The sequence below is a fragment of the Xanthomarina sp. F1114 genome, assembly GCF_026410255.1.
In the GTDB taxonomy this organism is placed as follows: Bacteria; Bacteroidota; Bacteroidia; order Flavobacteriales; family Flavobacteriaceae; genus Xanthomarina.
Genome location: NZ_JAPMLL010000010.1, coordinates 77159 through 90346 on the forward strand (window position 1 = coordinate 77159; position 13188 = coordinate 90346).

A 13188-nucleotide genomic window follows, 5' to 3' on the forward strand; every position below is an offset into this window, starting at 1 on the left:
GTCTACAAAAGTAACACTTTAGTCACTAATGAAAAAACTGTAAATCGTAAAATTTTAGCTGAAGACTCTTAAAACTTTTAAAACTCCTTTATAAGACAGCCTTATCGAATATTAAAGGCAATAAGTTTGCTAAGGAATGAGATCTCATAACCTTCCCTGTCTCCCCCATAAAGTAGATTTCAATATTGGAATTCTGTTTTACTTCATATTCTGCAATAGCTTGCCTACAAGCACCACAAGGAGGAATAGGGTGAATAGTTTGATGTATTTTAGAACCTGCAATAATAGCCATTCTAACTATTTTAGCGTCTGGATATTGAGACCCAGCATAATAAATAGCTGTTCGTTCTGCACATAAACCTGACGGATAAGAAGCATTTTCTTGGTTGCTTCCTAAAATTATTTCGTTATTATCTAATAAAATTGCTGCACCAACACTAAACTTCGAATAAGGTGAATATGAATTATTTCTAGCAATAGCCGCCTGATCCATCAATGCAACAACCTCCTTTGGCAATTCTTCTAAATTGTCGTAAACGTTTAATTTAGATTCAATTATTATTTCTTTCATTTGTTTGAAATATACTTAAAGATAATGATACTATTTCAGACAAAAAAACTATTGCGATTGGCAATAGTTTTTTTGTGGGCTTTTAAAATATAGCTTAATACTCTGTATAAGCTTCTCTGTCTATATTGAAAGTTAAAGAAAAACGCAAGGTGTTTTCTAATGGACTAGGCACTTTTGATGCCGAGAACAGATAAGACAAGTCAATACCAATAACATTGTATTTAAATCCTGCTCCTATAGCAAAAAACTGTCTGGCTCCTTTTTCTGGACTTTCATGGAAATATCCAGCTCTAAAAGCAAAAGAGTCCTGGTAATAATACTCTGCCCCTAAAGCCCAGGTCCATTCTTGCATTTCTTCGCTAAAACCTCCAGGTGCATCAGCAAAAGACTGGAACATACCTTTCATGAAACCAACGTCCGGGTCTTTTCCTTCAATAATATAATTGGTGTCCCTTTCAATTAGATTGTCTACTGACGCGTCATAAACGCCATCTCCATCAACATCTTCATACACCAACTTTGTTCCTGTTATTGGCGGTGTTGGTACTAATAGTTTTGTAAACTCGGTAGATAATGAAATTTTATTATAATCGTCTAAAATAAAATCAAATCCTGCTCCTAAACGTAAAGTTGTAGGCTGAAAGTTTTCTTGCCCCCCTTCGTCGTACTTAAATTTTGGTCCTATATTCTGAATAGCAAATCCAAACCTGTATTTACCATTAAAACTATTATATGCTTCCTCTTCACTTTGGTAAAAACCTGATATATCTACACCAAACGTACTAGCTGCAGAAGTATCGTTATTACCATCCGGAATTTTCAAATCTGAATTTAAATAACGCATAGCAACTGCCATTCCAAATGCATCACTTAATCTCAATCCATAAGAAAGATCGAAAGTAAACTCGTTCGGACTTTGGATTAATGGGGTTTGATTTTCATCTTCAACAAACTCAATATCTCCTAAAGAAAAATATCTAAAACTAGCTGCAAAAGAACTTCTTTCATTCAATCTATTAAAGTAGGTTACATTTCCTAAGAAAATATCATTTACTAATTTACTTAAATAAGGTGTATAACTTATTGCAACTCCTTGTTTGGTTTCAGAAAACACATATTTAGAAGCGTTCCATTGTTGCGAAAAACCATCAGCAGAAGTAGCTACCCCCATGTCTCCCATAGCAGCTGCACGTGCATCTGATGCAATAAGTAAGAAAGGAACTCCTGTTGTTATAACTCTCGAGTCGTAGGGATTAGGAGTTATTTCTTCAACAATATTTTGAGCTTGCATTTGAACAGCAAAAACGAATGCCGACAATATTAAAATTGATTTCTTCATAAATTATTTTTATTTAACAAATATATATTTTTATTATAGTATAACAAGTTTCTCTATTTTCTCAACGGTTTTATTTAATACTGCAGAACGCACAGTAAGTTTATAAATATAGACGCCTTTCCCAATTTTATCTCCAAAATCATCACGGCCATCCCAGACCATATCTCTTGATAATGAGGTAGCTCCGTTATTACAACATTCTCCACTGTTGGTTTGTCCGTTTATAGTTTTTACTAATTTTCCAGAGACAGTAAATATTTGTACTAAAACGTCTAAAGATTCTGAACTATTGTGATTGAACCAAAATTCGGTATAATTAACAAAAGGGTTTGGATAATTTAAAACGTTTTCAATAACCAATTGCTGATTCTCATCATACACTACAAATTGAATTTCTGTAGTAGAAGAGTTATTATAAACATCCCAAGCTTTAACAGACATGGTATGTAAACCAGGTTCTAAATCTCTTAAAGGGTAATTTACAATCCCCTTTTTATAATCGTCCAATTCTGTTTGATAGTAGTCGTTTAAGACATAAGGATTTGCTTCGTCTCCATCTAAAATGCCAACAATATCATGCCCAATGCCACTAGCTGTATTAATTCCGTTTTCGTCCTCTAATTTTATTAACAAATTAGGCGATCTATTTGTTATGCCTCCAGATACAAAACTTTCGTCGTTCATATAGGCCGCAATTACTGGTCCTATATTATCTTCTGGCGCATTTTCATTTAAGCCTCCTATTTGAATTTGATTAACACTGGCCCCTGCCTGATCTTCATGAACTCCATTTCTTTTTGCATATAAACTTACGCGTCCAAAATCTACTGGAATACCTATATCTCTTGGCACTACAAATTCAATATCAAACTGTCCATTAGTTATAGAAGATTGTCCTCTAAAAATAATTGGTCCCAAGGTTTCAAAATCCATAATTATTAAATCTCCGCCCTCTGTAACTCCATCGTTTCCTAAGGTTTGTCTTTCTATGTTTTTGTCGTAAACCGTGGCTGACAGAACTCCATTATAATTGGATAATATGTTTCCAGACAAGTCTGTAACTTCTCCTGAAAGCTTAACACGACTTAAAGCTTGTAACACATCTATGGTTCCGTTTATGGGAGCATCGTTAACTTTTGTCAATACAATATTGGGTTTTGGAAAAGCCAAAGTCATAGCAGGATCTCCAATATAAAAAACCAGCCTTCTTTGACCGAGAATTGAAATAGCAGGATCGTTTTTAGTCAGTCTTAAAGCTTCTGCCATAGATGGGTATTCATGCCCAGAATACGGGGTATTGCTCCCATAAGAAAACAAATATTGCTCTAGTGCTTTATTAAAAGTAACGCCCACATTTACATAAACCTGTCTTGTTGTAGTAATTAGAGAAATAGCTCCTCCATCTTTATTCCAATAGGTGTATTCTCCTGCTGTAGGACGAAGTGGATTATCGAATTTGGTAAATTCGCAAGTTACAGTAACAAAACAATTGAGTTTACATACATTATTTAAACTTTGAGCATCGGGTTTTTCAAAAATACGCTCATGGGCCAATCCATCTTCGCCGCCATGTCCAAAGTAATTTATAACCAAAGCACCTGTTTCAATAGCATTGTTTATAGCCACATTGACCGTAGGATACCTATCGCCCCCTGCTGAAGACTCTTGTTTATAAGCATCCGAATGAATTTTAGTAACATTAATAAAAGGTTTTTCTATGGCTACTTCATCTCCAATAAAATCTGTAGTTTCCTGAAGAGATTTTTCCCAAGCTATATTGACATCATCAGAAATAACTACAAAATTATTTCTCCAGCTCCCATAAGAATCGTCTATATAATATCTTTCTATTTTATCTACAAGCTCTCTGGCACTCTGATAGTTTTCGGCTAAAATTCTACCTACAGCTATATCTAATTTATCCGAAATCTCCATAGACCCTTCGTTCTCATCCATCATTCCATAATAATCATCGGAAATAAAAGAGTTTGCAAGACTAAAACTATTATAGGAATGCCAGGAAGGTACAAAATTAGTGTTATTAGGAATTCGGTCTTTATAATCATAAGAGCCATCTCCAAACAAACAAAGGTATTTTATACGGGAATCTTCAGAACTGGCATTGTCATAAATATATTTTACAAAATTTCTAATAGCTCCAATATCCTGATTTCCGGTACTAAATTCTGCATATATTTCATTTAAACCAACAACTTTTACTTTCAAATTGTTGTTTATTCTATTTATTTGTGCCAATCTTTCGGCTTGACCGTAGAGACTATTAGGAGTAACTATTAAATAATCAATATCATCGTTTTGTCCTTGAGTATTTTTAAAAATAGTCCCTTTTAAATTTTGATTGTAAACGGAAGAATTAGAACTCTGAGAAGGCTCGTAATAATTTAATGGAGTTACAATAGCGTAAGATTTCAAGGTTCCCAGACTAGAGGTAAAACTAAAACTAGAACTATTATCTTCGTTTACAGCTGTTGTTACATTATATATGTCTGTAACATCCCAAATTTCCTTAACCTGAGATGTATTGCTTATATTATATTGACCAATTCCCGTCAATTGGGTAACTGCCTTATTTTTAAAAGTAAATTGATTCCCTGAAAAATTTAAAGCCCGGGTTGCTTCTAAAGAAATATAATCTACATATGCTAAAGCGGAAGGGTTTCCACCTTTATTGTATATTAACGACACAGCTATGTTAGAAGAGCTCACATTAATATTGTTGTTAAAAATAGACTCAGTTGCCAAATTAGCGTCTGAGGTTGCTGCAAGTGGCATGGTAGTAATATTATCACTATTAACCTTAACCGTCATTGTTGTTGGTATGGCAGATGTAGCTCCAAGATACACTTTTAGATTAACAGGTTCCGAAGTTACTAGATCGGGAAAGTTAAAATTGAAAGTTTTGTCGGTTTCTAAATCAAATTTATCTCCAAACCAACGTCTTCCTACGGTTACCAAATTATATTCATCCTTTTCGTGAAACTTGTAATCTTGAAAAGTGTCTATCATTAAATCAACGGGTCCAGAAGGCTGCATAAACGGTTGAACACGCTTTCCATTTCCAGGACTTATATTTATGTAATAATAGGTCTTTTCTGTATAATTATTAATATGAGTATTACTAACGGCATCGAACCCAAATGGTCCTTGACCATAAAAGAGAATATAATCTGTATCGTTAAAAACGCCATCATTTTCTCCAACTACTCTAATAGCATTTTCTTTTACGTCTATGGGATAAGGCTCCGAGTTAGCAAACGGAATCATCCTTCCACCATTACCATATAGCTTTATGGTGCGTGGGTCAATATTATTGACATTAACTCCCATTCTAGACAAGAAGTCTTTAGTTATTCTAAATACGCCAGTGGCTTCTATATAAAACTTGTACCATTGTCCATTATTTAAAACAGAATTACTAATAACACGTTGGTTTCTATTAGAAGGTAATCTGCCATTGGAATAACTAACCGAAAACGAGGTTACTTTCTTAATGGTTCCGTTAGCTTCTTTTATAATTGGCGATAAAACAAAGAACGCACTCATTTTGTTTCTTGCTACCGAAGTCTTTAAACTATATGTTAATTCCGAAGGCAAAGTTTTTTCATCTAAATCTAATAACTCTTTAGATGTTATAGTAGTATAACTAACGTTAGTTACACGAACGGAAGCCTCATCGACCGCTTGATTAATCTGCCATTGCGCTACAAATTGAACTCCATCAATATCATCATAATTATAATTAGCTTCACTAAAACCAGGCAATTTAATGGTATAGCTTTCCGTTGCAAGCACCTTTTCTCCTTCCCAAAGAATTTTAAATTGCTTTTGTTGCGAATAGAGAACTAGAGTCGTAAAAAAAAATAGGAATAGGAATTTCTTTTTCATTGATTAAATAACGTGATTAATTGTCTGTTAGTATGACAAAACAAACAATTTTAGAAAACCTTTCAAAATTACAATAATAATTTATAAATAATACCGTTATTTAGACACAAATTAGTGGGGATTAACGACCAAAAATCATCGTTATAACGCACAATAAATAGGATGAAATACATAAAAAAATCATCAAATTTTATAAATTAACTTGTATTATTACCGATATTTCTTATATTGCGTCACCAAAAATAGTATAAGCTTACTTAAAAGTATGAATATGAAAAAAGTTATGGCATTTAAGATTTTGTTACTCTTAGCAATTTCTATAACAACAGTTGGTTGTAAACGATCATCTAGCTCCAACAGCTCTAGAGCTACTGGTTGGCAAATAAATAATAAGGATGGTGGGTTCCAATACAACACACAATTTAAAGAACAAGAAACTGCGCCAGGCCTCGTTTTTGTAGAAGGTGGAACATTTACCATGGGTCGCGTTCAAGACGATGTGATGCACGATTGGAATAACACGCCAACCCAACAACACGTTCAGTCCTTTTATATGGACGAAACAGAGGTAACCAACAAAATGTACTTAGAGTACTTAGATTACTTAAAAAAATCATATCCTCCAACAGAAGATAATTACAGAGCTATTTATAATGGTGCGCTTCCAGATACTTTAGTTTGGAGAAACCGTTTAGGATATAACGAAGTGATGACAGACAACTATTTACGTCACCCGGGCTATGGAGAATATCCTGTTGTTGGTGTAAGTTGGATTCAGGCTGTAGAATTTTCTAACTGGAGATCCAATCGTGTTAACGAATTAAAGCTTATGAATGAGGGCTATATCAGTAAAGATGCTGCTTACCAAAAAGGAGAAGGAGAAACTTTCGATACAGATACTTATATTAACGCACCAACTCAAGTTTACGGAGGTAACACAGAATATACAAGCTCAGAAAACACCAGAAGAAGAGTTCAAACTAATGCGGAAGGTGAAGAAACAGGACTATATGCTACAAGAGAAACTGGAGCAATATCTCCTAAATACAGACTTCCAACAGAAGCAGAATGGGAGTATGCGGCTTTAGGTTTATCTGAATTAAGAAGCTACAACACCATTAGAGGTAGAAAAAAATATCCTTGGGATGGACAATATACACGCTCTGGAAAACGTAAAGTAAGAGGAGACCAATTGGCTAACTTTAAACAAGGAAAAGGTGATTACGGTGGAATTGCAGGATGGTCTGACGATGGTGCCGATATTACAAACGAAGTAAAACAATATGCTCCAAACGATTTTGGATTATATGATATGGCTGGAAACGTAGCAGAATGGGTTGCGGATGTATACAGACCTATAGTTGACGACGATTTTAACGATTTTAACTACTACCGTGGAAACGTTTATACTAAAAATGCCATTGGAGAAGATGGAACAGTAAAAATTGTAACTGCAGACGAAATTGTTTTCGATACCTTACCTAACGGGAAAGTTATTGCAAGAGATTTACCTGGACAAATTGCTCAAATACCAATTGATGAAGATGAAACGTATTTAAGACAAAACTTCGACAGATCTGATAACAGAAACTTTAGAGATGGAGACAAACAATCTTCTCGTCAATATAGAGAAAGCGACTTTGGAGACGATGAAAATGCTGTAGATGGTGAAAACTCTTTAACTAGTAAAATGTACAACTCGCCTAAACATAATGTAGAAGTAGACGATTCTACAGGGGCATTAATTAGAGAGTACGACAAATCTAATAAAAGAACCTCTTTAATAAACGACGAAGTTCGTGTGTATAAAGGTGGATCTTGGAAAGATAGAGAATACTGGTTAGATCCAGCACAAAGACGTTATTTCCCACAAACTATGGCTACAGATTATATTGGCTTTAGATGTGCTATGTCAAGAGTTGGTTCTAAATCTAAAAACAAGAACAAAACAAAAAACTAAGAATTTTTCATATCTTTTAAAAAAGTCCTAACAATTAGTTAGGACTTTTTTTATACTTTTATTTTATGAAAATAGAACAACTACATGCGCTTTTTTTAAAGCATCCCTCTGTATCGACAGACACACGGAAAATAGCTAAAAACGATTTATATTTTGCTCTTAAAGGCGACAACTTTAATGGCAATGTGTTTAGCAAACAGGCTCTGGAAAACGGAGCTTCATATTGTATTGTAGACGAAAAAGAATACGCCGTAAACGACCATTGCATTTTGGTTGAAGATGTACTAGAAACACTTCAAGAATTAGCTAAATTTCATAGAAAGTATCTCAATTTACCAATTATAGCCTTAACCGGAAGTAATGGAAAAACTACTACCAAAGAGTTAATTCAGGCTGTACTTTCTAAAAAATATAAAGTTTCTGCAACTCTTGGCAATTTAAACAATCATATAGGTGTACCACTAACTTTGCTAAAAATGACTAATGACACGGAGATTGGAATTGTTGAAATGGGAGCCAATCATCCAAAAGAAATAGAGTTTCTATGCAATATAGCGTTTCCAGACTATGGACTGATAACTAATTTTGGCAAAGCCCACCTAGAAGGTTTTGGTAGTATTGAGGGTGTTATAAAAGCAAAATCTGAATTATATGAACATCTTATAGGTCATAAGAAAACTATTTTTATAAATTCCAACGACCCCATTCAAGTAGAAAGAAGTAAAACAGCTACCACCTACTCTTTTGGACAAAACAAAACAGACAATTTTATTATCCATTTTAAGAGTGCGCAACCCGAGGTAACAGTTACTTATAATAACAACGAAATAAATAGTCAACTTATAGGAGAATACAATTTCAATAACATCTCAGTTGCCATAGCTCTTGGGGCTTATTTTAAAGTGAATACACAACAAATAAAAGCAGCTATAGAAAACTATATTCCCAAAAACAACCGATCGCAAATTGTTGAAAAAGGAACAATTAAAATTATTCTGGATGCTTACAATGCCAATCCTTCAAGTATGGCAGTTGCTTTAGAAAATTTTGGGAAACTAAAAGTTGAAAATAAAATGGCCATTTTGGGAGACATGTTCGAGTTAGGTCAGGATGCCCAAAAGGAACATCGAGCCATTGCCGAATTAGCTAATTCCATAAACATATCGAAAGTGATATTTATTGGAGAAAATTTTTATCACGCCATTCCAAAAACAAAAAATACGTACAAGTCTTTTCAAGACTTTAAAACAGATTTTAATTTTGAAAACTTAAATAATGCCAATCTTTTAATTAAAGGCTCTCGTGGCATGGCTTTAGAACGGATTTTAGATTTGTTATAAAAATCTTAAACTAAAAAAGAACAAGAATTATATTAATTATATTTATCCCTTCTTAAAATTCAAAACTAAACTTTCCATTATGACCTTTTTTCGTTCCTTTTTCTTATCGCTTTTTATACTCTCTTTAGTTGGCTGTCAAACCCTACAACCTACAGCTCCTCCTCCAGAAATCAAGCTCAGTACTTTTGAAAAACTAGCAGGTATGAAAAACGTGGTTAGTATAGAAAAAAAAGACCCAGTAAGTCATTTTGACGAAAATTATGAAATCTGGTTTGAGCAACCGGTAGATTATGAAGATTCTTCAAAAGGAAGTTTTAAACAACGTGTTTTTTTAGGTTATGAAAACCCAGAGCAACCAGTAATAGTAGAACTTAAAGGTTATGGTATTGGTTCAGAGAAAGCAGGAGAATTAGCGAACCATTATAAGGCAAACCAATTAAGTATTGAGCATAGATATTTTAACAACTCGCGTCCAGAAGAAATAGACTGGAACACACTTACAGTTAAAAATGCAGCTAAAGATCAGGCCAGAATTATAGATGCAATTAGAAATGCTTTATATCCAAACACTAAGTTTATTTCTACCGGAATTTCAAAGGGCTGTCAAACAGTTATGTTACATCGTAGATATTTCCCGGACAATGTGGATGCCTGCGTATGTTATGTGGGGCCTTTAAATTTTGAACGTGAAGATCCTCGAGTTTATAAATTTTTAAAGGAAGTAAGCACGCAAAACAATAGAGACAAAGTGAAAGCTTTTCAAGAATTGTGTTTTGAAAATAGAGAAGCACTTCTAGAAATGATGAAAACGGCAGCCATAGAAAAAGATATGTCTTGGGAATTTGGTGTAGAAAAAGCCATAGATTATACCATTTTAGAATACTCTTTTGCATTCTGGCAATGGGGAACACCCATTGAAAATATTCCAACAGGTGAGGTGTCGCCTGAGGAGATTTACAGGCATTTGATTAACGTGGTTGGATACAGCTTTTTCGAAGAAAAGTCTGTAGAAAGTTTACAACCGTATTTCTGGGCAGCTTTAACCGAACAAGGTATTTACGGCTATGAAACGGCTCCATTTAAAAAATATTTAAACACGGATAAAGACATTTATACATTCGATTGGGCTTTTCCAGAAGGTTTTTCTAAATCCTTTGATTATGCACCTATGCAAGAAGTTAAAAACTTTTTAGACTATGTGGCTGAAGATATGCTTTTTATATATGGCGAATATGATTCTTGGAGTGCAACAGCCGTAGAATTAGAGAACGACACTAAAAACAGAGAACTTTATAAATATGTCTTACCAGAAGGAAGTCACACGACAAGAATAAAGAGTTTTAGTCCAGAAAAACAGAAGGAAATCTATGATATTATTGATGCTTGGCTAATAAACGAATAAGTTTATTTTCTATGGATTAGATAGAATAAACACATCAATTTTTATAAGTAAAAAGGCGAAAAAGGTTTGGTTAAACTTTTTTCGCCTTTCTAAATTTAATAAAACAGTTTATACGTTTTGTAGCTTATTAGGACGACATTAAAGCTTCAATATCATCAATTTCAATAGGCATGGCTCTGGTAAGATTAATATTTCCTTCTTTGGTAATTAAGTAATCATTTTCCAATCTACAGCCTATTCCTTCTTCTGGAATATAAATACCAGGTTCGCAGGTTAGCACCATTCCCGGTTCTAAAGCTCGAGTATATAATCCCACATCGTGAACATCTAAACCAATATGATGTGCCGTTCCATGCATAAAGTATTTTTTATATAAAGGTTTTTCAGGATTTTGATTTGCTACAGCTGTAGCATCTAATAAACCGAGTTTTATAAGTTCGGTTTCAACCAGTTTTGCCATTTGTGCTTCATATACCGAAGGAATAACTCCTGGTTTAAGCAATTTACTACCTTCCTTTAAGCAATGTAAAACAGAACTATAAACCTCTTTTTGCCTTTTAGAAAATTTGCCATTTACAGGGAAACACCTAGTGGTATCGCTATTGTAATTAGCATAACACACTCCAAAGTCTAAAAGAATCATATCTCCACTTTTACAGATGTCATCGTTGGTATTATAATGCAAAGCACAAGCATTTTTTCCTGACGCCACTATGGGTTTAAAAGCATGTCTTGTTCCTCCTGAGGCAATTAAATTGTATGCTAATTCTGCTTCCAGCTGAAATTCTTTAATATCTGGCTGACAAGCTTTTAATACCCGTTTAAAAGATGCCACACTAATATCTGCAGCTTGTTGCATTAGCCCTACTTCTTCTTCAGATTTAACTGGTCTTAAGTCTCTTGTTATTTTTGCTGCTCGATGATAATCATGCAACGGATATTTTTCCTTACACCAGTTTATCATTCTGTCTTGCTGGGTTTGCTGATTGAAGGTAACACGCTTTATATGCTCATTATGTCCTAGATAAATGCCATCAGCTTCAAAAGCCATAAGCTGTAGTACTTTTTCAAAATCATGAATCCATTCTACTCGGGCAATTCCAGAAATATCTGTTGCTTGTTCTTTGGTTAACTTTTCGCCATCCCAAATTTTAATTTGCTCATTTGTTTCTTTAATAAAAAGTATCTCCCGATTTTCTTTCCTATTGGCTTCCGGATATACTATTAAAATAGTTTCTTCTTGATCGATCCCACATAAATAAAACAAATCGTTGTTCTGGGTAAATCCCATAACATCGTCTGCATTGTTATGCTTAACATCGTTTGAAGTTAGAATAGCTAACGTGTTAGAACGCATTTTAGCTGTAAAATTGTTTCTGTTTTTTATAAATAAACTCTTTGGTATCTGATTGTAGCGCATCTTTTAAAATTTTCTATCTGGATGAAATAAATTAAGGTCTAATATAGGTTTTTTATCAGAAATAACTTCTGAAACCAGCTTTCCTGTTACGGGTCCCATACTCCAGCCCATCATAGCATGACCTGTAGCAATAGTTAGGTTTTTACATTTTAAAGACCGACCTATATAAGGTAAACCATCTGGGGTAACGGGACGTAAACCTGAAGCTGCATCGTTCTTTTCATCTTGTGTTAAAAGAATGTCGGGATAATAACTATTTGTCGCTTTGGCAATGGCTTCAACCCGATTTTTATTTATTTTATGGTTGATTCCTGCAATTTCCATAGTTCCTGCAAAACGTGTAAATCCGTTCATAGGAGTTATGGCTACTTTAGCTTCTGCTAGAATAGAAGGAATAGTAATTCCAGTATGTTGAGTGGTATTTATACGATAGCCTTTCCCCGCTTGAAGCAATAAGTTAATTCCCAATTTTTTACTCAATAAAGCACTCCAGGAACCGGCAGACAAAACAAACTCATCTGCTTTTAAAGTCTGATTTTTGGTTTTTATAGCTTCTATTATTCCCTTATTTACAACTAGGTCTTCCACCTTTTCATTTATAAATAACTGCACTCCTACTGCTTTTAAATACGCTTTCATTTCTGTCATAAATTCTTGAGGGGTGGTATGGGAATCGCATTTATAATAGGTGGCTCCTTTAATATTAAATGTAGCATTTGGTTCTAAAATTTTTAAATCTTCTTTACTTATTTCATCAACCTCCAAACCTTCCTGTTTTGCCAAATGCATTGTCTCAATTTCTTCTTCTAGCATCTTATTTGTCTGACATAACATAAGCAAGCCCTTTTTTTCGTACTGAAATTTAAATTGCTCATCGCGTTTAATAGCATCGTATAAACTCTGACTTAATAAGGACATATTCTTAATGGCAGGAATGGATTTTCTAACATGACTAATAGTACAGGATTTATTAAAAGCTAAAGTCCATTTTATAAAATCAGAATTCAAACGAGGTTTTATATATAAAGGACTTGTTGGGTTAAACATCCATTTCAGACCTTTTTTCATAACTCCCGGAGCTGCTAATGGCACAAAATGACTTGGCGATAAATAGCCCGCATTAATATAAGACGCACCCATATCCATATTAGATTGATCTATAATACTTACCTGGTGACCTTCTTTCTGAAGGTAATAAGCAGAACATAAACCTATGATCCCTCCTCCGATGATAATAACTTTTTTCATTG

Annotated in this window: 8 protein-coding genes; 3 read left to right on the plus strand and 5 right to left on the minus strand. The window is 34.1% G+C overall.

Annotated elements, in window-relative coordinates:
* Window positions 1-88: 88 nt before the first annotated feature.
* The 3 genes from cdd to porU all read right to left on the minus strand — a co-directional run bounded on the left by cdd (window position 89) and on the right by porU (window position 5816).
* Window positions 89-571 (minus strand): cytidine deaminase, encoded by a 483-nt coding sequence (cdd, locus tag OS188_RS09695; RefSeq protein WP_267148641.1) that lies wholly within the window; start codon window positions 569-571, stop codon window positions 89-91.
* Between the two features lie 94 nt (window positions 572-665).
* Window positions 666-1910 (minus strand): type IX secretion system outer membrane channel protein PorV, encoded by a 1245-nt coding sequence (porV, locus tag OS188_RS09700; RefSeq protein WP_267148642.1) that lies wholly within the window; start codon window positions 1908-1910, stop codon window positions 666-668.
* A 33-nt stretch (window positions 1911-1943) separates the two neighbouring features.
* A complete protein-coding gene (porU, locus tag OS188_RS09705) occupies window positions 1944-5816 on the minus strand; it encodes a type IX secretion system sortase PorU (RefSeq protein ID WP_267148643.1) in 3873 nt (1290 codons plus the stop codon).
* A gap of 265 nt (window positions 5817-6081) precedes the next feature.
* Here porU and gldJ point away from each other — a divergent pair, with 265 nt between their 5' ends.
* The 3 genes from gldJ to OS188_RS09720 all read left to right on the plus strand — a co-directional run bounded on the left by gldJ (window position 6082) and on the right by OS188_RS09720 (window position 10518).
* A complete protein-coding gene (gene gldJ / locus OS188_RS09710; RefSeq protein ID WP_267148644.1) occupies window positions 6082-7776 on the plus strand; it encodes a gliding motility lipoprotein GldJ in 1695 nt (564 codons plus the stop codon).
* Between the two features lie 65 nt (window positions 7777-7841).
* Entirely contained in the window at window positions 7842-9116 is a 1275-nt protein-coding gene (locus tag OS188_RS09715; RefSeq protein ID WP_267148645.1) for a UDP-N-acetylmuramoyl-tripeptide--D-alanyl-D-alanine ligase, read from the plus strand.
* A 79-nt stretch (window positions 9117-9195) separates the two neighbouring features.
* Window positions 9196-10518: a S28 family serine protease gene (locus OS188_RS09720; RefSeq protein ID WP_267148646.1), complete on the plus strand. Its 1323-nt coding sequence runs from the start codon at window positions 9196-9198 to the stop codon at window positions 10516-10518.
* A 127-nt stretch (window positions 10519-10645) separates the two neighbouring features.
* Here OS188_RS09720 and OS188_RS09725 read toward each other — a convergent pair whose 3' ends face one another.
* Both OS188_RS09725 and OS188_RS09730 read right to left on the minus strand, forming a co-directional pair.
* Entirely contained in the window at window positions 10646-11938 is a 1293-nt protein-coding gene (locus OS188_RS09725; RefSeq protein ID WP_267148647.1) for an aminopeptidase P family protein, read from the minus strand.
* Window positions 11939-11941: 3 nt separating this feature from the next.
* Complete coding sequence (locus OS188_RS09730; RefSeq protein ID WP_267148648.1) at window positions 11942-13186, minus strand: NAD(P)/FAD-dependent oxidoreductase; 1245 nt, start codon at window positions 13184-13186, stop codon at window positions 11942-11944.
* Window positions 13187-13188 lie beyond the last annotated feature (2 nt).